The organism is Aeromonas sp. s7(2024), assembly GCF_040907825.1.
GTDB lineage: Bacteria > Pseudomonadota > Gammaproteobacteria > Enterobacterales > Aeromonadaceae > Aeromonas > Aeromonas veronii.
Window position 1 is genome coordinate 52,891 of the sequence record NZ_JBFOCM010000031.1, and the last position, 24,201, is coordinate 77,091.

A 24,201-nucleotide genomic window follows, 5' to 3' on the forward strand; every position below is an offset into this window, starting at 1 on the left:
GAATGGCGACTCATCATAGATGAGCTCAAATTTCATTACAATCCGATTTAATATATCTGATGGCCATATTTAACCGGTTATTTCATCAGTTCTTGATCTCAATTAAGGCGCCTGAAAAGTGGGCCGCCGTCAACTGTCAGATCTGCCCTTTCCTCTTCGCTGGCTGCGGGTTTCAAGATGGCGTTTGCTGCCCATCCATCGGCAATTTACGAGGTGATGATCCGGCTGTGGCAGCACTTCAGGCCACCGAAGATAAAGAGGGCCGACAAGCTCTGGAAGGCCATCAGCAGCCAGCTGGCGTTGTCGGCAAGCTCGGCGGTGACGCTCTGGTGCGTGAGGTAGATCAGCAGGGTGATCACCCCCAGCAGCAGGCCGTTGATCAAGGTGGTGGAGATAAACCCGATCAGCCAGGCACTGGAAATACTCAAGGCAGAAAATACGCTGCTCATGGCGAGCCGCGCTGCCATAAAACAGCCGAAAAAGCCGAAGCCGAGCAGAAATGTCATCTCGTCGCGCCAAATATAGCAACCTATTCCCAGCAATATCGCCGCCAGATAGGTACCAATATAGAAAATTCCGAATAAGCGACCAATTTCATGTTGCATCATTTATCCCCTATTTTTGGGTAATAAAAGGGTGCCCGACTCGATAAATCCGAGTCGGGTTCCCTTATTTGTGCAGAACGTCCTTTTTTAGGGCGGGTCAGCCTTTGGCTGCGCTGCGCAATTTCGCCTTGAGCGCGCTGTATTCAGTCTGGACGTACACTTCCGCCTCAGGCTGATTGTCGATACGCTCGATCTTCACCGCGCAGTACTTGTACTCCGGCGTGTGGGAGACGGGATCGACGTGCTCGATGGTGAGCTCGTTGCAGGCCCCGATCCACCACTGGTAGGTCATGTAGACCACCCCGGCGTTGACCCGGTCGTTGTAATTGGCCCGGGTGATCACCTTGCCACGGCGCGACGAGATCCAGACCAGCGCCTGATCCTTCACCCCGAGCTTTTTGGCATCGCTCGGGTGGATCTGCACATAGCCAGGCTCATCGGCCAGGGTCTGCAGCGCCGAGCAGTTGCCGGTCATGGAGCGGCAGGAGTAGTGACCCACCTCGCGCACGGTGGAGAGCACCAGCGGGTACTCGGCACAGGGCTGCTCCAGCGGCGGCCGCCACTCGGAGGCAATCAGCTGACCCTTGCCGCTCGGGGTGGTGAACACGTTCCCCTCGAACAGAGTGCTGGTGCCCGGGTGACCCTCGGTCGGACAGGGCCACTGCACACTCTTGAGGTCGGCCATCTTGTCGTAGCTGACCCCGGCATAGAGCGGGCAGAGCGCACGCATCTCGTCCCAGATCTCTTCGGTGTTATGGTACTCCATGGGATAACCCATGGCGGTCGCCATCAACGAGAAGATGGCCCAGTCCGGCTTCACGTTCTCGGGGGGCGTCACCGCCTTGTAGAAGCGCTGGAAGCCGCGATCCGCCGAGCTGTAGACCCCTTCATGCTCGCCCCAACTGGTGGCGGGCAGAATGACGTCGGCCATCTCGGCGGTCTGGGTCATGAAGATATCCTGCACGATCACCAGCTCCATCCCCGCCAGAGTGCGACGGAACTGACCGAGATCTGCCTCGGTCTGGGCCGGGTCTTCACCGAAGATGTAGAAGGCCTTGCACTTGCCCTCCTCCACCTTGTGGCCAAGCTCGGTCAGGCGGTATCCCGGTTTCTGGGACAGCGACTCCACGCCCCACGCCTTGGCGAACTTGGCGCTGATCTCGGGATCGGCCACCGACTGATAACCCGGGAACTGGTGGGGCAGCATCCCCATGTCACAGGTGCCCTGCACGTTGTTCTGACCACGAACAGGCCCGCAACCGGTACCGCGACGACCAAAGTTGCCGGTCAGCAGCGCCAGACCCGCCAGCCCCTTGACCACGTCCACCGCCTGACCGTACTGGGTCACCCCCATGCCCCACAGGATCATGGACGCAGGCGACTCGGCATAGGTGCGAATGGCGGCGCGGATATCGGCGGCTTTGAGGCCGGTGATCCCCTCGACATATTCCGGGGTGTACTTGGCCACCGTCGCCTTGAAGGTCTCGAACCCTTCGGTGTAGTTGGCGACAAAGGCCTTGTTGTAGAGCCCTTCGTTAATCAACACGTTGGCGAAGGCGTTAACCAGCGCCATGTTGGAACCGTTTTTGAGCGGCAACCACTGATCGGCGATGCGGGCGGTCTCCACCATGCGGGGATCACACACAATCACCTTGGCCCCGTTTGCCTTCGCCTTGAGGATATGGCGGGCGACGATGGGGTGAGAGTCAGCAGCGTTGTAACCAAACACCAGCAGGCACTTGGTCTCTTGAATTTCGGGAATGGCGTTGCTCATGGCGCCGTTGCCTACAGTTGTCTCCAGACCGGAGACTGAGGGTGCGTGTCACACCCTCGCGCAGTGGTCGACGTTGTTCGTCCCAATCACCGCACGGGCAAATTTCTGCATCACATAGTTGGCTTCATTGCCGGGGCCACGGGCAGAGCCGGTGGTCATGATGGCGTCCGGGCCATATTTCGCCTTGATGGCAACCAGACGGCTGCTGGCGAACTCGATCGCTTCATCCCAGGAGACCGCCTCGAACTTGCCACCGCGCTCGCGGCGGATCATCGGGCTCTTGAGACGGGGGGTCAGCAGGTTGGTGTCGTTCAAGAAATCCCAACCGTAATAGCCCTTGAGGCAGAGCTGCCCCTCGTTGGTCCGGCCGTTGGCGCCTTCGGCCCCCACCACCTTGTCGTTTTCAACCAGCAGGTTGATTTTGCAACCGGTGCCGCAATAGGGGCACACGGTAATGACTTTTTTCATGACTCACACTCTTGTTTGTTAACGAAAAACGGCTCGGCAAGCCCGCTCACACCCGCGCCGGCATCGCCAGCAGTGCCTCGGCACTGGCCAGCTGCTTCTGCCGGTTCAGGTTTTCAAGATGCTCCGGCGTGACCAGCCGCAGCGCCTGGGTCGGACACACCTCGACACAGGCCGGGCCCGCCTCGCGGTGACGGCAGAGATCGCACTTGAGCGCCTGCGCCTTGGTCTGCGGCCGCTTGAAGAGCGAATCGGCAGTCGGGGGCACCTCTTTGAGCACCACCGCCATGGCGCCGTAAGGACAGGCCACCACGCAGGACTTGCAGCCGATGCAGCGCTCCTGCAACACCTTGACGCAACCATCTTCGCTGACGATGGCATTGTTCGGGCAGGCCATGGCGCACGGCTTGTCTTCACACTGGCGGCAGAGTACCGGTGTGGTCACCTTGCTGCCCACGATCACCTTCAGGCGCGGCTGAAAGTAGCTGTCCCTGGAGACCAGATGTCCATCCTCGATGGCAAGATGCAGGCCGCCCTCCCGCTCAAGGGTCCCGCTGCAAGACCCTGACTGGTGTGAAACGGCGCAGGCCACCTCACAGGTACGACACCCAATACAGAGACTGGGATCTGCAATCACGAAGCTGTTCATAGAGAGGGATCCTAAATGGTTCGTTACACCGGGCCGCCCGCCGACAGGCAAAGAGGCGGCCAGCCCCCCACAAAGCATTTATCAGACCAAAACGGGCAAATGGCGCGATAAAAATTTACAAGCAATTGAAAATAAAGGAGTAATCAGAAAGAAGATCGTGCTGATTGCCACCCCTGACGAGGGTGACGACGGGGTGGGAAGTGTGATCGACACGACAAAAGTGACGAGCTCGACACCGGCTGACCAGCCCCTGCCCCAGCCGTGTGGCGGAGACGTTCAGAGGCGTTTGCAGACAGGATCGGCCGCCCCAAACCGGACAAGCGGAGCAACGAAATCCGGGGAGAAAAGCCATACCAAGGGCCAAAAATGGGCTGTGCAGCACGCCAAAGCCGCTTGGGGCGATGGCAAGTTGTTTGGTTTTGCTATCGAGCTGGCAGGTCATCATCAAGCCAAAGCCAAATCGAACAAAAATAAGCCGATTATTGACTGATTTATTGAGCCAGAGCCGGTTTTAGGCCCCTGCCCCTTCAGTTTTCTATCCCTCCGGTTAATATGTGCCACTTGGAGACTGGTTCCGAAGGGACTCCTCAGTGAATCACGAGTTCAGTCAACATAAGTTCAATGCTGCAAACTAAATGTAAGAACTCTAGATTTCAGTATTAGAAGACATAGGGAGATATAATGAAAACCATGCATGAATGTGAACAATTTTTAAGAAAAATAATTGAAGAAAATTCAGATCTTGAAAAAATAAGAAATGAAGCACAAACAAGACACCACATCATAAACAAGATAATTACAGATGTTTTTGCATGGCCAGATGATCAAATAGAAGTAGAGGAATATGAACAAAATACGTTTACGGACTATGAGCTAGGCTCTCCAAGGCAAGTAATTATCGAAGCCAAACGAGAAGGTAGAGTTTTTGAAATACCTGCAGGATTATCCAAGAAAAATATTATAGACTTACCCACTCTATTAAAAGCCAACGACGATTTAGGTAACGCAATTAGGCAGGTTCAACATTACTGCGCTTCTAGAGGAACACCTATTGCCGTTGCTACAAATGGTCACCAATATATATCTTTCATTGCAAGCAATCAAAATGGCTGTTCTCCTCTTGATGGAAAAGCACTAGTCTTTGATAGTTTATCTGATATGCTTGATAATTTTACTCTAGCATGGAATATGCTTTCTTATTTTGGAGTAAAAGAACAGCGCTTAATAAAGTATTTGGCTTCCGATGTGAAAGGAATACCTAATAAATTATCATCATACCTTACAATGTATCCTAAAGTTAGATATGCAAGTGAAATTCAAACATCTCTACGCCAAATATCGGAGTTGATAATACAAGATGCACTAGAAAGCACAGAAAACGAGGAGATTTTTTATAAAAAATGTTATTGCGAAAGTGGTGCCCTTTCAAAATATGCTTTATTAAGTAAAGAAATGATCCAAGCTCGTTATGCTGCCTTATTTAGTGATAGTGAGGCGTCACCTAAACTCACATCCGTAAAACCAGATAAACGAGAACACGGGTTAGATCCTAGCATAATGGCAGAGGCTTTATCCAAAAGGCCAATTGTACTGATTGGTGATGTGGGCGTAGGCAAAACATCTTTTGTAAAAAATCTTATTTACTCTAGCGCGTTTAAAGAATTCAATGAAGCGATATACATTTATATTGATTTAGGTGCAAAAGCCACATTAGCTACAAATCTTCAGCAATTTATTCTGAATGAGATTGAAGAGCAATTGCTCTGCAAATATAACACCGACACATCAGAATTAAAATTTGTAAGAGGCGTATACTCAAGAGACATACAGCGATTTGCCAGTGGTATTTGGGGGGGGCTCAGAGAGACGAACAGAGAAAAATATGAAGAGAAGCAATTAGAAATGCTATCATCAAAAATAAACAATAAAGATGAGCATTTAAAAAACTCTATTGCACATTTATCCAAACAAAGCAAAAAACAAGTAATAATCTGTATTGATAATGCAGACCAAAGAGACTTTGACACACAACAACAAGCTTTCGTCATTTCTCAAGAGTTGGCTAAAGAATGGTGCTCACTAGTCTTCATATCTGTACGACCACAAACGTTCTTCAAATCAAAATCCTCAGGTGCCCTGACGGCTTATCCTCATAAAGTATTTACTATTTCTCCCCCAAGAATTGATCAAGTTTTAGATAAAAGGCTTCAGTTTGCTCTTGAAATGTCCGAGGGTAAGATCCCATTGGAAAAAGCCGAATTCGTAAGAATAAACATCGACAACTTATCTATTTTTATAAAGGTTTTACTCGAATCATTGAGAAGAAATAAATCACTTGGTGAATTTATAGAAAACATCACGGGGGGAAATGTAAGACAAGCTCTCACTTTCATAACTGGATTTATTGGAAGCCCTAATGTGGAAGCAGAGAAAATAATTAGAACATATGAACACGAAGGTAGATATATCATTCCTGTACATGAGTTTTCAAAACAGGCACTGTTAGGTGAATTTTCTCATTTTGATCCAAACACATCTTTAGCAATGAACATTTTTGATATATCAATAGCTGATGAATCTGAGCATTTCCTTGTCCCGTTTATTCTAGCTATTTTATCAGATAAAAGTGAACTACAAGACCGAGATGGATTTTGTAATACAAAAGAAATAATTTCAGAAATGCAAGGTACTGGATACATACCTGCACAAACAGAGCATGCGTTAAGAAGAGCTACCAACAAGAAACTAATTGAAACCTCGCAACGTTTTACTTTTGATGAAGACGAAACAGGTTTGATTGGTGAAATGCCCGTGAAGTTTAGAATTACATCGACAGGGCAATATCATCTTAAACGCTGGATTAGTGACTTTGCATATTTGGATGCAATGTTATTTGACACTCCTATATTCAATCCTGAAATAGTAAATAAGATGCGTGCAGGATGCGAGTCATTCAACATTGAAGATAGATATAATAGAACTGTAGCATTTAGAGAGTACTTGCTGAGTGCTTGGAATCGACTTGTTATCAAGCCTAGTTACTTCGACCTTGTTGAGGCTTTAAAAATGGGAGAGTCATCGTTTGATAATGTGGAAAGGGTGGTTGAAACAAATATGTTTAAATCACATGATTATCCGTTGAAAGCATAATTTTGTAGTGCCGTAGGGTGCAATAAGCGCAGCGCATTGCACCTCTAGCCTCTTTTAATACTTGGTGCAATTCACTTCGTTCATTGCACCCTACGATTACATTTTAATGGAGTAAGATTTGATGAATATAAAAATCCATAATGAAAACCAAGATGAAGCATTCAATTTACTTGTTGATAACCTTAGACAATTTAACTTTGATAAAATGGGTGAGGAACGCTCCCAACCTTTAATTGTTGCCATTCATGATGATAATGACGAAGTTGTCGGTGGCATTGCCGGACGTACTATTTATCATCAACTGTTGATCGAAGTACTTTGGGTACACAATGACAAGAGAGGACAGGGGCTTGGCATTCAATTAATGGAGATTGCTGAACGCGAGGCAAAAAAACGGGGATGTATTGCTGCTCAAGTCGACACCCTTTCATTTCAGGCTCCCAAATTTTATGAAAAAATGGGATTTAAAATAGTCGGTAAAGTAAGCGGCTTTAAAAATAGTCCTGATCGCTACTTTTTATTGAAGCACTATCATGGAGAGTAATAATTACCGTAGGGTGCAATAAGCGCAGCGCATTACACCTCTTGCCTCTTTAAATACTTGGTACAATTCACTTCGTTCATTGCACCCTACCTTCCCCTCTGGCGAATAAAGACGACATCGCGGCCCAACTGCATCCCATTAGCCATCCTGCCAGCAATTAATTAGTGATTACTTTATCGTCTATTTATTATCCGTTTTGGTAAAAGAGAGTAGCCAAAACACTTCACTAGATAAAACAAACAGTTGCCTGCATTATCGCTGCCAATTTCAATCGCCGGATAATTAATTCTCTTACTCAAATTGAACTTTTGATTATTTATAACTGAGCATAGTCCCGCAGAGTGTGTGTCATTATAAGCTTAATGACAGATGAACAGACTGTGTTCCATGACAAGCAGATCACTATTCCGTTAGCGCCCTTTCCCATCGCAATCCATTAATTCTCTCCCGATTAAATATCACGACTCTCTTGGTAGGTCGGGCAACTGTGCGTTGGCAAACGTGTAAACATCAAACTGACAAGATGAACTCATGAACTGTGATAAACAACAAGCTATGTCCGGCGTCATGCTGGCGGCGATTGGCGTAGTCTATGGCGATATCGGCACCAGCCCGCTCTATACCTTGCGCGAGTGCCTGTCAGGTCAATTCGGGTTCGGCGTCGAGCCGACCTCCATTCTCGGCTTTCTCTCGCTGATCTTCTGGCTGCTGATCCTGGTGGTGTCGGTCAAGTACCTCTCCTTTGTGATGCGGGCCGACAACGCCGGTGAGGGTGGCATTCTCACCCTGATGTCGCTGGCGACCCGCAACGCCTCCACCCGCTGGACGCCGCTGCTGATCATCCTCGGCCTGATTGGCGGCAGCTTCTTCTATGGCGAGGTGGTGATCACCCCGGCGATGTCGGTGATGTCGGCCATCGAGGGTCTGAGCATTCTCACCCCCGCCCTCGACCCCTATATCGTCACCCTTTCGGTGCTGGTGCTGACCCTGCTGTTCGCCATCCAGAAACATGGCACCGCCATGGTGGGCAAGCTGTTTGCCCCCATCATGCTGATCTGGTTTATGACGCTGGCGGTGCTGGGGCTGCGCGGCATCATCCACAACCCCGAGGTGCTGGGTGCGCTCAACCCCATCTGGGCGGTGCGCTTCTTTATCCAGTACCAGACCACCTCCTTCTTTGCCCTCGGCGCCGTGGTGCTGGCCATCACCGGGGTGGAGGCGCTCTACGCGGATATGGGCCACTTCGGCAAGAATCCCATTCGCCTCGCCTGGTTTATCGTGGTGCTGCCCTCCCTGGTGCTCAACTACTTCGGTCAGGGTGCGCTGCTGCTGAGTAACCCCGCCGCCATTGCCAACCCCTTCTTCCTGCTCGCGCCGAAATGGGCGCTGGTACCGCTGCTGCTGCTGGCAACCATGGCGACGGTGATCGCCTCGCAGGCGGTGATCTCCGGGGTCTTTTCGCTGACCCGGCAGGCGGTGCGCCTCGGTTATCTCTCCCCCATTCGCATCGTCCACACCTCCGAGCAGGAGTCCGGCCAGATCTATATTCCGGTCATCAACTGGATGCTCTATATCTCGGTGGTGATCGTCATCATGAGCTTCGAGCACTCCAGCAATCTGGCGGCGGCCTACGGCATCGCGGTGACCGGCACCATGGTGCTCACCTCCATCCTCTCCTGCTCGGTGGCCAAGAACAGCTGGCACTGGAACAAGTATCTGGTGGCCATCCTGTTTGCCGCGCTGCTCTGTATCGACGTGCCGCTCTTTGCCGCCAACCTCGCCAAGATCTTCTCCGGTGGCTGGCTGCCGCTCACCCTGGGCGCGGTGATGTTTACCGTGATGACCAGCTGGAAGAGCGAGCGTTTCCAGCTTATTCGTCGCCTGAACGAGCACGGCAACTCCCTTGAGCCGATGATCGCCTCGCTGGAGAAATCCCCGCCGACCCGGGTGGCCGGCACTGCGGTCTATATGTCGCGGGTGGTCAATGTGATCCCCCATGCGCTGCTGCACAACCTCAAGCACAACAAGGTGCTGCACGAGCGGATCATCCTGCTCACCCTGCGGGTGGAGGATGTGCCCTACGTCCACAATGTGCGCCGGGTCTGCATCGAGCAGCTCTCCCCCACCTTCTGGCGGGTGGTGGCAAGCTACGGCTGGCGCGAGACCCCGAACGTGGAGGAGATCTTCCACCGCTGCAACGCCGAGGGGCTCAGTTGCCGGATGATGGAGACCTCGTTCTTTATGGCCCACGAGTCGCTCATCATGAAAGACCGCCCCTGGTATCTCTATCTGCGCGGCAAGCTCTTTATGCTGCTGCAGCGCAACGCCCTGCGCGCCCCGGATCAGTTCGAGATCCCGCCCAACCGGGTTATCGAGCTGGGTTCGCAGGTGGATATCTGATGGCGAGTTGATGGCCTTTTGATGGCATAGAAAACATCAGAAAATAGAGAGGGAGGCATTGGCCTCCCTCATCTTTTCCGTTAACCCCAATGACCGACCCCCTCATCCCCAGCCCTTCTCCCGCAAGGGGAGAAGGGAGCAAACCACGGCGACCATATGCTGCAAACGGTGCTATTCACGTCGTTCATTGCCCCTGTTCCCGGCATGCTGCCGATATATTTGCGTTCTCGTGCGTCCGATTACGCTTCGCTAATCGAACCTACGGTTTCAACACAGACGGCCTCTATCCGAACAGACCACCGCCGTAGGGTGCAACAAGCGCAGCGCCGTGCACCGCGAACATATGTCGGAGAGGTGCAATTCACTTCGTTCTTTGCACTCTACTCATGCTGCGTTTTCCAAGGTGACGAACCCTCCCGATGGCTTCGTCACAAGTGACGAACGTCACAGTTCGACAGCCACATCAGTGCGTTCACTCAACCACATGAAGATTTTTATTCATTTAAAAACAGCCACTTAAAACCAATTCATCTGTAAAAACCATTCTGGCCCGTATCTTGCCAACCTGCCCCTACTTTCTCCGTTCGCGACACGACAAGGTAGGCTATGAACCGCTTCGTTATCGCTGACCCCAAGCTTTGTATCGGCTGTGGCACCTGTATGGCGGCCTGCAGCGAGGTACACAAGGCGCAAGGTTTGCAGCAAGCCCCCCGTTTAACCGTTATGCGACACGAGCAGGCGACCATGCCGGTTCAGTGCCGTCACTGTGACGATGCCCCCTGCATCAAGGTGTGCCCGGTCGAGGCAATTCGCCAGACCGGCGATTGCGTGCAACTCAATGAGTCGCTCTGCATCGGCTGCAATCTCTGCGCCGTGGCCTGCCCCTTTGGCGCCATCCAGAGCGGCGGCAGCCGTCCGGTGGCCGTGGCCACCAGTTACGACACCTATATCCCCTGCTCCATCCGCTCCAGCAACCCCTCCACCTCCGCTGGCCTGCGCTGCTTTGGCGAGGATCTGCTGAGCTGGGAGCCGGGCGTGCGCAGCATCGCCGTCAAGTGCGACCTGTGCGAGTTTCGCGCCGATGGCCCGGCCTGTGTCGGTGCCTGCCCCTCCCAGGCACTGAAGCTGGTCAATGACGGCGACACCGAACGCGCCGCCCGTATCCGTCGCCAGCAAGCAGCTGACACCAACCCGCAAGGGGCCTCTGCCTTCTCGGCGCCTGCCACGGCGATCCCTGCCTCCGATTTATCCACCACAGAGGGAGTTCGCTGATGTTGTCCCCCCTTGTTATGGCCACGCTCCTGCTCTTTTTGCTGGGCGCTGCCGCCGGTTTGCTCCTGCAAAAGCTGCCCGCACTGGCCAACCGTCTCAACAGCGGCTTTGCCCTGCTGGGCTCGCTCGCGGGTCTGGTCGCCGCCATCCAGATCTTTGCCCAAGGCACCCCCGTCGACGGCCAGCTCTGGCTGCTGGGCTCGGTGCACCTCGACATGCTGGCCGCACTGATGCTGCTGGTGATTAGCACCGTCGGCGTCGCCGTCGCCCTCTACTCCTTTGCCTATATCCGCGAATATCAGGGCAAGGGCGATGTGGCCATCGGTGCGCTGATGAACCTCTTCCTCTTTGCCATGGTGGGCATGGTGCTGGCCGACAACGCGCTCGGTTTCTTGCTCTGCTACGAGCTGGTGACCCTCACCACCTACTGGCTGGTCAAGACCAACCCCGAGGCCGCCAAACAGAGCCGGCTTTACTTGGTGATGAACCATATCGGCATGGCGCTGGTGCTGATCGCCTTCTGGCTGCTCTGCCGTGAATCTGGCTCGCTGGAGTTCGCCGCGCTGCGCGAGCACCATCTGGCGGGCGCATTGGCCTCTCTGGTGTTCCTGCTCAGCTTCTGCGGCTTTGGCCTGCGCGCCGGTTTCGTGCCGCTGCACGGCTGGCTGCCAGTGGCCGAGCCCGTTGCGCCGTCCCATATCTCGGCGCTGATGTCCGGCGTCATGGTCAAGCTGGGTCTGTTTGGCATCTTGCGAGTCAGCATCGATTTTCTCGGCGTCAGCCAGCTCTGGTGGGGCTATGTGGTGCTGATCTTCGGTGCCTGCTCGGCGGTGCTCGGGGTGCTGTTTGCGCTGGCCGAGCATGACCTCAAGCGGCTGCTCGCCTACCACACGGTGGAGAACATCGGCATCATCCTGATGGGGATGGGCATCGGCATGATCGGCATCGCCAACCAGCAGCCGGCGCTGGTGGTGCTGGGGCTGCTCGGCGCCCTCTATCACCTGCTCAACCACGCCATCTTCAAGAGCCTGCTCTTTATGGGTACCGGCTCTGTGATGTTCCGCCTGCACACTCGTGACATGGACAAGATGGGGGGGCTGGCCAAGCTGATGCCCTGGACTGCGCTGGCGTTCCTCATCGGCGCCATGGCCATCTCGGCGCTGCCGCCGCTCAACGGCTTTGTCAGCGAGTGGTTTATCTATCAGTCGCTGCTCTCCATGACCAAGCTCGGCACCTCCGTTGTCGCGCCGCTCGCGGTAGTGATGCTGGCGGTAACCGGCGCCATGGCGGTGATGTGCTTCGTCAAGGTGTACGGCATCTGCTTCTGCGGCGCCCCGCGCAGCGAGAAAGCGAGTCACGCCCGCGAAGTGCCGGGCGCCATGGTGGCAGGCACCCTGCTGCTGGCCGCGGTCTGTCTGGTGTTGGGTCTGGGCGCCCCCTGGATTGCCCCCCATATCGCCAGCTATGGCCAAGCCTTGGTAAGCGGCCAAATGAACGTGGCCACTGGCGCCACCCTGCTGCCGCTGGATAGCAGTCAGGCGATCCTCTCCCCGCCCGTTATTGCCATCACATTGCTGGGGCTGTTCCTCATTCCGCTGCTGGTACTGGCCATCTTCAAGGGCCCCAAGCTGGGTCGTCGTCACGCTGGCACCCCGTGGGCTTGTGGTTACGCCTATGAGGAGCGCATGAGCCTCACCTGTGGCGGTGTCACCCACACCTTGCGCCAACTCTGCGCGCCACTCTATCGCAAACAGCCGCAGCTCGACCTGGCCAGCGCCCTGCACGGGGTGAGCGATACCAGCGGCAACACCGGCAAGCTGCTGCTCTCTTTAATAAATGGCGTGGTGCTGGCGCTCTTTATCCTGATGGCTGTAGGAGTCTGATATGCCTGTTCTTGAAATGCCGAGCTGGGGCATGGTTGCCCTCGCCCTGACCCAGGCCATCGCCATGCTGGCGCTGGCGCCGCTCGCCACCGGTTTCAACCGGGTGCTGCGGGCCAAGATGCACTCCCGTCAGGGGCCGGGCCTGCTGCAGGATTACCGGGATATCGCCAAGCTCCTGCGCCGTCAGGAGGTAACCCCCGAGCCTGCCGGCATCATCTTCAACCTGATGCCTGCACTGCTCATCGCCGCCTTGCTGCTGGTGGGGATGGCGCTACCGACCCTGACTCACGAGTCCCCCTTCCCCATCGCCGGGGATCTCATCACCGACATCTATCTGTTCGCCATCTTCCGCTTCTTCTTCTCCCTCTCGGGGCTCGACAGCGGCAGCATGTTTGCAGGGATCGGCGCCCGCCGCGAGCTGACCCTCGGCATTCTGGTGGAGCCCATTCTGGTGCTCGCCTGCTTCATCATGGCGATGATGGTGGGTAGCTCGGATCTGGGCAATATCAGCAGCTATGTAGCGACCCAGCCACTGGCCGCGCCGGTTGCCACCCTGCTGGCTGGTGCCGCCTGCGCCTTCGCGGTGTTTGTCGAGATGGGCAAGCTGCCCTTTGACTGCGCCGAAGCCGAGCAGGAGCTGCAGGAGGGGCCGCTCACCGAGTACTCCGGTGCGGGCCTGGCCCTGCTCAAGCTCTCCATCGGCCTCAAGCAACTGGTGGTGGTGCAGCTCTTTCTGGTGATTTTCCTGCCCTTCGGCAAGGCGGCCAACTGGAGTCTGCCTGCGCTCATCGGCGCGGCGCTGATCCTCGCCTGCAAGCTGCTGGTGGCCTTTTTGCTGGCTGGCATCATCGAAAACGCCATGGCCCGTACCCAGTTCGTGCGCACCCACAAGCTCACCCGCTACGGCTTGGGGCTGGCCCTGCTGGCGCTGCTCGCCTATCTGGTCGGGGTCTGAGCCATGCCCGCCAGCACAGCAACTTTTTCCGATTTCATCATTTGTGAATGCTCATTCCCGAACATTAAAGTGAGAACTGCATGACCATCGCCATTTCGGATCGCATCGGCTGCGACTACATCCAGCAGGTGCGAGCCCAACTGCCCCACGCCATCGTCGACGAGGAGTGGCAAACCGCCGATCAGGCCACCATTACCGTCAAGCCCACCAGTCTGGTCGAGACCGCCAGCCTGATCTTCCATCAGCTGGGGGGCTGGCTTCCGCTCTCCTTTGCCAATGACGAGCGCAGCCTCAACGGCCACTTCGCCGTCTACCACGTCTTCTCCATGGAGGGCGACACCAGGTGCTGGATCACCGTCAAGGTGCTGGTGGATGCCGATAGCCAGGAGTACCCCTCCATCACCCCGACCATTCCGGCGGCGGTGTGGGGCGAGCGGGAGATCCGCGACATGTACGGCCTGCGCGCCATCGGTCTGCCAGACGAACGTCGTCTGGTGCTGCCTGACGACTGGCCGGAGGATATCCACCCGCTGCGCAAGGACGCCATGGATTACCGCCAGCGCCCGATGCCCACCACCGACACCGAGACCTACCCCTTCGTCAACGAGCTGGGCAGTGATGCCAACCGCATCGTGCCGGTCGGCCCGCTGCACATCACCTCCGACGAACCGGGGCACTTTCGTCTGTTCGTCGATGGTGAAGACATCATCGATGCCGACTACCGCCTCTTCTATGTCCATCGTGGCATGGAGAAGCTGGCGGAAACCCGCATGGGCTACAACGAAGTGGCGTTTCTGACCGACCGGGTCTGCGGCATCTGCGGCTTTACCCACAGCGTCGCCTATACCACCTCGGTGGAGAACGCCATGGGCATTCCGGTGCCGGAGCGGGCCAAGATGATCCGCGCCGTGCTGCTGGAGGTGGAGCGCCTGCACAGCCATATCCTCAACATCGGCCTGTCGAGCCACTTCACCGGTTTCGACACCGGCTTTATGCAATTCTTCCGGGTACGGGAGAAATCCATGACCCTGGCCGAGCTGCTGACCGGTGCCCGCAAGACCTATGGCCTCAACCTGATTGGCGGGGTACGCCGCGATATCTTCAAGGAAGATCGCATCAAGGGTGCCCAGCTGGTGCGCGAGCTCCGTGATGAGCTCAACCCCCTGGTGGCCATGCTGCTGGATACCGCCAATATCTCCTCCCGCCTCATCGGTATCGGCAAGCTCGAGCCGCAGATTGCCCGCGATTTCAGCTGCGTCGGCCCCATGGTGCGGGCGAGCGGCTTCAAGCGCGACGTGCGCCGGGTTCACGACTTTGCCGGTTACCGCGAGCTGCCGATGGAGATCCAGACCAAGGCGGGTTGCGATGTGCAATCCCGGGTGCTGGTGCGCATCCACGAGCTCTACGACTCCCTCGACATGATTGAGTTCGGCCTGGAGCACCTGCCGGAAGGGCCGCTGTTGACCGAAGGCTTCACCTATCAGCCGGGCAAGTTTGCGCTGGGCTTTACCGAAGCGCCCCGCGGCGAGAACGTCCACTGGAGCATGACCGGGGACAACCAGAAGCTGTTCCGCTGGCGCTGCCGCGCCGCCACCTACGCCAACTGGCCAGCTCTGCGCTACATGCTGCGTGGCAATACCGTGGCGGATGCGCCGCTCATCATCGGCAGTCTGGATCCCTGCTACTCCTGTACCGACCGGGTCACCCTGGTCGACCCCAAGAAGGGCAAATCCACCGTGGTCTCCTACAAGGAGATCGAGCGCTACGGCATCGATCGCAAAAACTCTTCGCTTAAATAAGGGGTCATCATGATCAAGCTGTTCAAGACCATCCTCAAGGCTGGCACCCCGACCGCCAAGTACCCCTTCGCACCTATTGATGTGAACCGGGATTTTCGCGGCAAACCCAAATATCAGGCGGATCAGTGCATCGCCTGCGCCGCCTGCACCAAGGCCTGCCCGGCCAACGCGCTGGTGATGGAAGTGGACATGGAGACCGGCGAACGGCGCTGGGAGATCTCCATGGCGCGCTGCATCTTCTGCGGCCGCTGCGAGGAGGTCTGCCCGACCCGCGCCATCGCCCTCTCCCCCGAGTTCGAGCTGGCGGTGACCAACAAGGCGGATCTCTATGAGGAGGCCCGCTTCGCGCTGGCCCCCTGCACCCTGTGCGGCACCTACTTTGCCCCGAGCAAGCTGGTGGCGCTGGTGGAGGACACCCTCAAGCAGGCAGGCACGCCGCTGGCGACCCCGGAGCGGCTGCATCACTGCCCCGACTGCAAACGAAAACAGAGCATGCTGAGCCAGCCTGACTCGGCCCTGATCACACCGATAGCCACACCGATGGCCGCACAAAAGGAGTGGATGTGATGAGCAAGATCAAAGGCATAGAACCGGTTGTCGGCCATGCCCATACCCGCGCCGTGCCGCTGGCACAGGATCCCGAGATCACCAAACTCAAGAAGACCCTGCTCAAGGACATTCGCCGCTCGGCCTATGTCTACCGGGTCGATTGCGGCGGCTGCAACGCCTGCGAAATCGAGATCTTCGCCACCATCACCCCGCTGTTCGATGCCGAGCGTTTCGGCATCAAGGTGGTCGCCTCCCCCCGCCACGCCGACATCCTGCTCTTTACCGGCGCGGTGACCCGGGCGATGCGGGTGCCAGCCCTGCGCGCCTACGAGGCGGCGCCCGATCCCAAGATCTGCATCGCCTACGGCGCCTGCGGCTGTGACGGCGGCATCTTCCACGACCTCTACTGCGTCTGGGGCGGCACCGACAAGATCGTGCCGGTGGATGTCTATATCCCCGGCTGCCCCCCCACACCGGCGGCTACCATTTATGGCTTTGCCGTGGCGCTCGGCCTGCTTGAGCAGAAACTCAAAGCCACCAGCCACGAGGTGCAACCGGGTGAGCGGGTCGAACTGCGCCACACCGGCATCCCCAATGAAATTCGGGTGATGATCGAGCGCGAAGCGCGCCGCATGGCCGGTTATCGTCAGGGGCGGATCATCGCCGACGAGTTTATGGCCCTGCTCGAAGGGGCGACCCAGCAGGATGTGGATCTGCGTATCCAGAGCTACCTCGATCAGCACGACGATCCGCGCCTGGCGGAGATCGTCAACAACCTCGCAAATGCCTGCCTCAACCGGGCGGCCGGCAAGGGAGAGGCGGTGCATGGCTGACGAGGTTTTCTTCTATCGACTCTCGCGCAAGTTCGTCGACGAGCAGTTCGACGTACCGGAAGAGGCCAGGGAGGTGATGTACTACAGCCTCGCCATCGGCCACCACCTCGGTATCGTCGATTGCCTGCGAGCAGACCTGGTCTGCTCGCTGATCGGTTATCGCGACTGGGTAGCCAAGCTGCCAGAGGGAAGTGAAGCGCGCCGCAAGATGGAGGGATTTCTCACCTTTGGCGAGATCACCATCTATCGCGAGCACTGCCATATGCTGGCCTGCGCCTTCGACCGACTGCGCAAAGCCGACAATCTGCTCGATGAGCAGGAGCTGGGCTGGACCAACACCTTTATGGATCAGCTCACCTCCCTCTTTAACGACCCCCATATGTACCTGATGGTAAGGAGCCGCTGATGGGCTGCAATCTCGTGTTGACCGTGGGCAATGCCATGATGGGGGACGACGGTGCCGGCCCCTATCTCGCCGACAAGCTGCAAGCCGCCCCCCTGCCCGGCTGGATCCATATCGATGGCGGCATCGCGCCGGAAAATGTGGTCTACAAGGTGCGGGAGTTGCAACCGGAGCGGGTGGTGCTGGTGGATGCCGCCGAGATCGGCGAGAAGGCGGGAACCCTGCAAGTGATCCCCCCCGAGACCATCGCCGAGATGTTTATCTTCTCAACCCACAATATGCCGCTCAATTTCCTGATCGACGAGCTCAAGACCTTTGTCCCAGAGGTGATCTTTGTCGGGGTACAACCGGCCATCGTGGCGTTCTCCTTCCCGATGACCGAGATGGTGAGCGAGGCGATGGATTATCTTTATCAGCACCTTGATGTCACCAAGGATACCGACTTGTTAATAGAGAAACTGGATCAGTGGAATATTGCCAACGCCAAGCGGTGATTATTTATCGAGTTGTTAAAGACCGTTATTGACTGACGCTTTTGGCAATGTGACCGAGGCCCGATGTTAAATTAAAAACATCGGGCTAATTGTGCTGAACTTGATATAAAACAAGGTTCTTTGATTTTTTCAAAAAATCGCTAACCCTCGCTTTTTTATGACAAAAAAAGCGTTGCCAGTCACAGAAATTTGCCACAAAATGGCGACCGTTACGGAAGTTGATGGGGTCTGGTGGCCTCCTCGGTCTTCAAAACCGATGTGAGCCGAGAAGGCTTTGGCAGGTTCGATTCCTGCCTCTTCCGCCAAATTTATCTATTGAACAAATACTCTCCCGCTGAATTTTTCGGCCTGGATGTTATTTCCATTGTTTGTTCAATATGTTTGAAGCAATACCTTAAAAAAGGTGCTTGCCGCTTGCCAATATAATCCGAACTCAGGTTATCTCGCTGGCCAAAAATTAATTTATCAGCATCGATGCAGCATTAATTTATACCCGCTCATTGATGCACCCAGTTTGCACTCATCCGCAAATCGCCAGCAGTGCCATAACCCGTCAGCTCGGCCTCTCTATCGGCAAACCGGTGCGCATCCCGAACCCACGCACTGCACTGGTAATCCCATGCCGAACTCGTCTCACGCGTCAGCTATCCCCCACCGCCAGCCCGCATCAGGTACGGCTGCCGACGATTCACAGCCAGATTCACAGCAACTGCCCAGCCAGCAACAAACGCGACGTTTGCCGCAAGTGGAGCAACTGCTGCAGCAACCCTTTCTCGCCGGGTTTATCGAGACGCTGAGCCGCCCGCTGGTGACCCAGGCGGTGCGCGACACCCTCAGCGAGCTGCGCCAGAGCGAAGATTTTCGCCAGCATGGCGTTGCCCCCGGGCAGATCGAGGCGCTGATTGCCAAGCGCTGCCGGCAGCAGTTGCGCCAGCGCCAGACCCGGGTGATCAACGCCACCGGCACCCTGGTGCACACCAATCTGGGGCGCTCACCGCTAAGTGCCGAGCTGTGGGACGAGGTGCGTGACCTCAACACCGGCTACAACAATCTGGAGCTGGATCTCGCCACCGGCAAGCGCGGCGGGCGCAAGGGGCTGATCGCCCCCCTGCTCCGTTGCCTCACCCAGGCCGAGGATTCGCTGGTGGTCAACAACAACGCCGCCTCGCTCTTTTTGCTGCTGCAGGAGGTGGCCAAGGGGCGCGAGGTGATCGTCTCGCGCGGCGAGCAGATCCAGATTGGCGGCGGCTTTCGCATCCCCGATATTCTGACCCTCTCCGGCGCCAAACTGGTGGAGGTGGGCACCACCAATATCACTACCGCCAAGGATTACCTCGATGCCATCACCGATCAGACCGCGCTGGTGCTGATGGTGCACAGATCCAATTTCGCCATTCGCGGCTTTACCGAATCCCCCGACATCGGCGAGGTGGCCCGCGCCCTGCCCGAACATGTAGTGCTGGCGGTGGATCAGGGCTCCGGCTTGACCACCGAAGAGTTTGCGCCGGATGAAACCTCGGTACGGCAGTACATCAAGGCGGGGGCAGATCTGGTCTGCTACTCCGGTGACAAGCTCTTGGGGGGCCCGCAATCGGGCATCATCAGCGGCCGCAGCGACCTTATCAAGCGGCTGGAAAAACACCCCATGATGCGCACCTTCCGCCCGAGCCGCATCGTCTACTCCCTGCTCGAACGTCTGCTCATCCACAAGCTCAACAAATCTCCCATCGGTGAGGGCATTGCCCAACGCACCTTGAGCAACCCCGCCGCCATGCAGGCGAGAGCCTCCCAGCTGATGGAAGCCCTGCCCGGCTGTTTTGTGCCGGTCCCCGCCCAGCTGGTGGTGGGCGGCGGCACCTTGCCGGACGAGTTCTACCCGGCCCCTGCGCTGGAGTGCACCGACCCGCGCCCGGCCCAGCAGCTGCTCGATGCGCTGCGCGAACTGCCGGTGCCGGTCATCGCCACCGTGCGCCAACAGAAGGTGCTGCTCAATATGGCCACCCTGCTGCCGACCGAGATGGAACTGCTGATCGCCCAACTCAGGGAGTTGCTACTGCCCGCCCCGTTCAATGCAACAAATGCGACCGAGGAGCCTTGATCCCATGACCCCCTATCGCGCCGTTATCGGTCTTGCCGGCCACGTGGATCACGGCAAGACCCTGCTGATCAAGGCCCTCACCGGCATCACCACCGCCCGCGCCCACGAGCAGGCCATCGGCATGACCCAAGATCTCGGCTTTGCCCACTTCGACGACGGTCAGGGCAACACCATAGGCGTCATCGATGTACCCGGCCACGAGCGCTATATCCGCAATATGGTGGCGGGGCTCTGGAGTCTGGATCTGGTGCTGCTGGTGATTGCCGCCGACGAGGGGTGGATGCCAATGACCGGCGATCACCTGCGCCTGCTCAAGGCGATGGGGGTGCCGCGCCTCTTGGTCTGCATCAACAAGTGCGATCTGGTCTCCCCTGACGAGCTTTTGCTGTTGGAGGAGAGCCTGCTGGAGCGGGTGATGGACGAGAGCGGCATGGTGCCCGATATCGTCAGCGTCAGCGCCAAAACCGGCGAGAATATGGCTGCCCTGCACACCGCTATCGTGCGCCAGTTGGGGGATATGGCCGAGCATCATGCTCTCCGCAAACAGGCCGCCCCGCGCCTCTATGTAGACCGGGTCTTTACCGCCAACGGCACCGGTACCGTGCTTACCGGCACCTTGCAGCAGGGCAGCCTCAAGGTGGGGGACAAGCTGCGCCTCTACCCTGCCGATCGGGAGGTGCAGGTGCGCTCCCTGCAGGCCTATCACCAGAGCGTCGACGAGATCGGCTCCGTCTGCCGGGTAGCGGTGGGCCTTAAAAAAGTGCCCCACAAGGAGGTGGCCCGCGGTCACTGCCTCACCAACGCCGCTGGCCAGTGCGAGGCGGCAACCCACCTTATCGTGCGACTCAACGCCGAGAGCCTGAGAGACAAGGCGCTACGCCCCTCTCTGCACAACAAGGAGGTCGAGGTGGCCCTCGGCAGCTGGCATGGGCGGGCCCGTTTTGTGCCGATCAAGGATACTCGGCTGGCGCGGCTGATCTTTGCCAGCCCCATTCCCTGCTTCTTTGGCCAGCCGCTCGCCATCATTCGCCACGGCAGCAGCGAACTGCTGCACGGCGCCCGCATCGTCTGGTGCGGCGACATCCATCCCGTCAGACGCAAGACGCTACACACCCTGCTGGGTGAGCTGCCAGATGAGCTCGAGCACTACAACCCGGCCACTCTGCAGCTGGGGCTCAATGGCTATGTGCTGGCCAGCCGCTTTGACCAGCAGCCAGAGCAGGTCACCCCCCTCGGTGAGTGGCTGCTGGATAACTGCTGGCTGGCCCAGAGCCGCGACCAGCTGCTCGCCACGCTGGCCAGCGAACCGCTGAGTGCCGCCGAGCTGGCAACCCGCTTTGGCATCGCCCTACCGGTCACTCAGGCCCTGCTCCAGCAGCTCAAGAGCGAGCAGCTGATCCGCCTGCACCATGACAAGTGGCAACCGGGCAGCGGCGAGTCGGAAGATGATCTGGGGGAAGAGGCACAGCTGGTGCTCAAGGTGGTGCGAGATCAAGGCAAGGAGGGTTACGAGCCCGGTAAACTGGGCCCCGGCGGCGTGGAGCTGGATCCCTTTATCACCCGCAAGCTGCCCGCCGCCCTGCAGCAGGGCTTGCAGCAAAAAGGCGCCCTGCAAAAGCAGCTGCGCAATCTGGCGCGACTCAAGTATCTGGTGCAGCTCGATGGCCCCATCTACTACGACGTCGCCCTTTACAACCAGATGGTTGCCGCCGTGCTGGCGGGCCAGCAGGTGGGAGATCTGATCGACATGGCATCCCTCAAGGAGATCACCGGCTTGTCGCGTAAATACGCCATTCCGTTCTGCCTGCGCATGGAGATGGATGGCTGGGTGCGGCGCGAGGAGAACGAGCGCCGGGTGCTGCGTCTGCCAGTCACTCAAGATGAGATGGAGCCGGCATGAGCGCCACCATCGCCCCCTCTGGCTCTGCCAATCCTGTGGCCAACCGGCTGCGCCGCGAATTTCATATGGACGGCATCGTACAGGGGGTCGGCTTTCGCCCCTTCGTCTATGGGCTGGCGCTGCGCCACGGCCTGGCCGGTTATGTGTTGAACGATGCCAACGGCGTCACCATTGGCGCCGAAGGATCGCCCGAGCAGCTCGCCAGCTTTGCCCGCGAACTGCGGGAACTGGCGCCGCCCTTAAGCCGCATCGATCATTTCAGCGAGCGGGAGCTTCCCCAAGAAGATAATCCCGATTACGACGGCGCCTTTCATATCAAGGCAAGCCAGCAGCAGAGCGCTGCCACGGTCGCCATATCGCCGGATCAGGGGATGTGCGAGGCATGCGCCCGGGATGTGGCCAACCCCAACGATCGCCACCATCGCTACCCCTTTACCAACTGCACCCACTGCGGCCCGCGCTACACCATCATCCGCCGCCTCCCCTACGACCGCCCTCACACCGCCATGGCGGGCTTTGCCATGTGCCCGCGCTGTGCGGCGGCCTATGAAAACCCGCTGGACAGACGCTACCATGCCCAGCCGGTGAGCTGCCCCGAGTGCGGGCCGCATCTGACCTGGCGCAGCGGCCTCGGCGATGCCCTGGCCGAGCGCGAGGATGCGCTGCAAGCGGCTGCTCGCGCACTGCAAGCGGGGGCGCTGATTGCGGTCAAGGGGATGGGGGGTTATCACCTGATGTGTGATGCCCGCAATGAACAGAGTGCTGCCAGATTGCGAATGCTCAAGCGGCGCGCGCGCAAGCCGCTGGCGGTGATGATGGGCTCCCTTGCCGAGGCCAAATTGCATGTCACCGGCAGCGAAGACGAGTGGCAACTGCTCACCTCTCAGGCCAGACCCATCACCTTGCTGCGCAAGCGCAAAAATGATGATCGGCTCTCAGAATCCCGACTGTCGGCCATACCGCTGGCCGAAGGGATTGCCCCCGGCATCCCCTACCTTGGCATCATGCTCCCCTACACTCCGCTCCATCAGCTGCTGCTAGATGCCTGCGCCATGCCGCTGGTGGCCACCAGCGCCAATGGTCGCGGCAGCCCAATCCTCATCGAGTGCGAGGCTGTGGTCAAGGAACTCGGCAGCGAGATTGACGGCATTCTGGATCACAACCGCCCCATCCTGCACCCCTGCGACGACAGTCTGGTGCAGTGGGCAGGCGGGCGACGCCAGACATTGCGGCTGGCCCGGGGCTATGCCCCCTGCACTCCCAGCCTGCAAGAGGCGGTCAAGGCGCCGCTGCTGGCGGTCGGGGCGCAACAGAAGAACCAGCTGGCGCTCGCCTTCGGCCGCCAGCGCATCTACAGCCCCTATATCGGCGATCTGCACAGCCTGCCAATGCAGGAGCACTTCGAGCAGACCCTGGCCACCTTTCGCGATCTCTACGACCTCAAGCCAGAACTGCTGGTCTCGGATCGCCACCCCGGCTACCTCAGCCACCTGTGGGCCAAAAGCTATTGCCAGGATCAGGGTGCAACCCACCTCGAGGTGCAGCACCATCACGCCCACCTGCTGGGGGTGATGGCCGAGCACGACATCACGGGCCCGGTGCTGGGTGTTGCCTTCGATGGCACCGGCCTTGGCGATGACGGCACCCTCTGGGGCGGCGAGCTGCTGATCGCAGACATTCAGGGATTTGAGCGGGTTGCCCACCTCAAACACTTCAAGCTGATCGGCGGCGAGGCGGCCATCCGCGAGCCGGTGCGCCAGCTGCTGGGGCTGCTGTTTGAATCGCACACTCCTGAGCAGATCAGCGCCCTCGATATTCCTTTGATCAAGCAACTGCCCGCTGAGCGGATCAGCAATCTGCACCAGCTCTGGCAGCTGGGTCGCAACACCCCCTACACCAGCTCCATCGGTCGGCTGTTCGATGCGGTGGCGGCGCTGCTGGGGCTGATCGACACCCCGGATTACGAGGGCGAAGCCGGGCTATTGCTGGAGGCGGCTGCCTTGCAGCTCACCCCCGACGAACAACCCTTCCCCCTCGCCTTTGATCTCAGCCAATCAACAGAGGGGCCACTGCAGATCGAGTGGGCCGAACTGATCAATACCCTTGTCAGCGAGCGGCGCAAAGGCACCTCCACCGCCAGCCTGGCCGCCGGTTTTATCCGCGCCATCAGCAATCTGGTGGTTGCCCTGGCCGAGCGCTTCCCCGGCTATCCGGTGGCACTCGGGGGCGGCGTCTTTCAAAACCGGGTGCTGATGGACCAGTTGGTGCACGCTCTCGAAGCCGCTGGCCGGCAGGTATTGACCAGCGAAACCCTGCCGCTCAATGACGGTGGCATCGCCGCCGGTCAGCTCTGGTTTGCCATCCACCATCTTGCCACGCACCAGCCTGCCACAGCCGGTTGTGCCACCTTGTCGGAGTCCTGAAATTC

Annotated in this window: 18 protein-coding genes and 1 tRNA gene; 16 read left to right on the forward strand and 3 right to left on the reverse strand. The window is 57.7% G+C overall.

Features of this window, described 5'->3' with window-relative positions; translation table 11 throughout:
* Positions 1 to 206: 206 nt before the first annotated feature.
* From AB5Y73_RS13625 to AB5Y73_RS13635, 3 genes are all read right to left on the reverse strand, one after another.
* Entirely contained in the window at positions 207 to 506 is a 300-nt protein-coding gene (locus AB5Y73_RS13625) for a hypothetical protein (protein WP_279499602.1), read from the reverse strand.
* Between the two features lie 196 nt (positions 507 to 702).
* The gene (gene fdhF / locus AB5Y73_RS13630; protein WP_279499601.1) at positions 703 to 2,847 is read right to left on the reverse strand and encodes a formate dehydrogenase subunit alpha; all 2,145 of its coding nucleotides are present in this window, start codon (positions 2,845 to 2,847) and stop codon (positions 703 to 705) included.
* 46 nt (positions 2,848 to 2,893) lie between these two features.
* Positions 2,894 to 3,493 carry a 4Fe-4S dicluster domain-containing protein gene (locus tag AB5Y73_RS13635; RefSeq protein WP_100653847.1) on the reverse strand — a complete coding sequence of 200 codons (600 nt, stop codon included), beginning with the start codon at positions 3,491 to 3,493 and terminating at the stop codon, positions 2,894 to 2,896.
* A gap of 157 nt (positions 3,494 to 3,650) precedes the next feature.
* Between AB5Y73_RS13635 and AB5Y73_RS13640 the strand changes: the two genes are divergently transcribed.
* The 16 genes from AB5Y73_RS13640 to hypF all read left to right on the forward strand — a co-directional run bounded on the left by AB5Y73_RS13640 (position 3,651) and on the right by hypF (position 24,196).
* The gene (locus tag AB5Y73_RS13640; protein WP_279499600.1) at positions 3,651 to 3,983 is read left to right on the forward strand and encodes a hypothetical protein; all 333 of its coding nucleotides are present in this window, start codon (positions 3,651 to 3,653) and stop codon (positions 3,981 to 3,983) included.
* A 191-nt stretch (positions 3,984 to 4,174) separates the two neighbouring features.
* The gene (locus tag AB5Y73_RS13645) at positions 4,175 to 6,643 is read left to right on the forward strand and encodes a hypothetical protein (protein WP_368147927.1); all 2,469 of its coding nucleotides are present in this window, start codon (positions 4,175 to 4,177) and stop codon (positions 6,641 to 6,643) included.
* Between the two features lie 121 nt (positions 6,644 to 6,764).
* The gene (locus AB5Y73_RS13650; protein ID WP_279499597.1) at positions 6,765 to 7,187 is read left to right on the forward strand and encodes a GNAT family N-acetyltransferase; all 423 of its coding nucleotides are present in this window, start codon (positions 6,765 to 6,767) and stop codon (positions 7,185 to 7,187) included.
* A 531-nt stretch (positions 7,188 to 7,718) separates the two neighbouring features.
* Complete coding sequence (kup, locus tag AB5Y73_RS13655; protein ID WP_100645943.1) at positions 7,719 to 9,587, forward strand: low affinity potassium transporter Kup; 1,869 nt, start codon at positions 7,719 to 7,721, stop codon at positions 9,585 to 9,587.
* A gap of 606 nt (positions 9,588 to 10,193) precedes the next feature.
* Entirely contained in the window at positions 10,194 to 10,859 is a 666-nt protein-coding gene (locus AB5Y73_RS13660) for a 4Fe-4S dicluster domain-containing protein (RefSeq protein WP_005333313.1), read from the forward strand.
* Complete coding sequence (gene hyfB / locus AB5Y73_RS13665; protein WP_279499596.1) at positions 10,859 to 12,742, forward strand: hydrogenase 4 subunit B; 1,884 nt, start codon at positions 10,859 to 10,861, stop codon at positions 12,740 to 12,742. Before AB5Y73_RS13660 ends, hyfB begins: the two co-directional genes overlap by 1 nt.
* A gap of 1 nt (position 12,743) precedes the next feature.
* Positions 12,744 to 13,697 (forward strand): respiratory chain complex I subunit 1 family protein, encoded by a 954-nt coding sequence (locus AB5Y73_RS13670; RefSeq protein ID WP_043170824.1) that lies wholly within the window; start codon positions 12,744 to 12,746, stop codon positions 13,695 to 13,697.
* 80 nt (positions 13,698 to 13,777) lie between these two features.
* Complete coding sequence (locus AB5Y73_RS13675; RefSeq protein ID WP_279499595.1) at positions 13,778 to 15,496, forward strand: hydrogenase large subunit; 1,719 nt, start codon at positions 13,778 to 13,780, stop codon at positions 15,494 to 15,496.
* Positions 15,497 to 15,505: 9 nt separating this feature from the next.
* The gene (locus AB5Y73_RS13680) at positions 15,506 to 16,063 is read left to right on the forward strand and encodes a formate hydrogenlyase complex iron-sulfur subunit (RefSeq protein ID WP_005351513.1); all 558 of its coding nucleotides are present in this window, start codon (positions 15,506 to 15,508) and stop codon (positions 16,061 to 16,063) included.
* Positions 16,063 to 16,878 carry an NADH-quinone oxidoreductase subunit B family protein gene (locus AB5Y73_RS13685; protein ID WP_005301886.1) on the forward strand — a complete coding sequence of 272 codons (816 nt, stop codon included), beginning with the start codon at positions 16,063 to 16,065 and terminating at the stop codon, positions 16,876 to 16,878. Before AB5Y73_RS13680 ends, AB5Y73_RS13685 begins: the two co-directional genes overlap by 1 nt.
* Positions 16,871 to 17,284 carry a formate hydrogenlyase maturation HycH family protein gene (locus AB5Y73_RS13690; RefSeq protein ID WP_181497289.1) on the forward strand — a complete coding sequence of 138 codons (414 nt, stop codon included), beginning with the start codon at positions 16,871 to 16,873 and terminating at the stop codon, positions 17,282 to 17,284. Before AB5Y73_RS13685 ends, AB5Y73_RS13690 begins: the two co-directional genes overlap by 8 nt.
* On the forward strand, positions 17,284 to 17,775 hold the full coding sequence (gene hycI / locus AB5Y73_RS13695; protein WP_181497288.1) for a hydrogenase maturation peptidase HycI: 492 nt from the start codon (positions 17,284 to 17,286) through the stop codon (positions 17,773 to 17,775). The genes AB5Y73_RS13690 and hycI overlap by 1 nt, the downstream gene beginning before the upstream one ends.
* Positions 17,776 to 17,988: 213 nt before the next feature.
* Positions 17,989 to 18,080, forward strand: a tRNA-Sec gene (locus tag AB5Y73_RS13700).
* 314 nt (positions 18,081 to 18,394) lie between these two features.
* The gene (gene selA / locus AB5Y73_RS13705; protein ID WP_181497287.1) at positions 18,395 to 19,873 is read left to right on the forward strand and encodes an L-seryl-tRNA(Sec) selenium transferase; all 1,479 of its coding nucleotides are present in this window, start codon (positions 18,395 to 18,397) and stop codon (positions 19,871 to 19,873) included.
* Positions 19,874 to 19,877: 4 nt separating this feature from the next.
* On the forward strand, positions 19,878 to 21,773 hold the full coding sequence (gene selB, locus AB5Y73_RS13710; protein ID WP_118853784.1) for a selenocysteine-specific translation elongation factor: 1,896 nt from the start codon (positions 19,878 to 19,880) through the stop codon (positions 21,771 to 21,773).
* The gene (gene hypF / locus AB5Y73_RS13715) at positions 21,770 to 24,196 is read left to right on the forward strand and encodes a carbamoyltransferase HypF (protein ID WP_181497286.1); all 2,427 of its coding nucleotides are present in this window, start codon (positions 21,770 to 21,772) and stop codon (positions 24,194 to 24,196) included. Before selB ends, hypF begins: the two co-directional genes overlap by 4 nt.
* Positions 24,197 to 24,201: the final 5 nt, after the last annotated feature.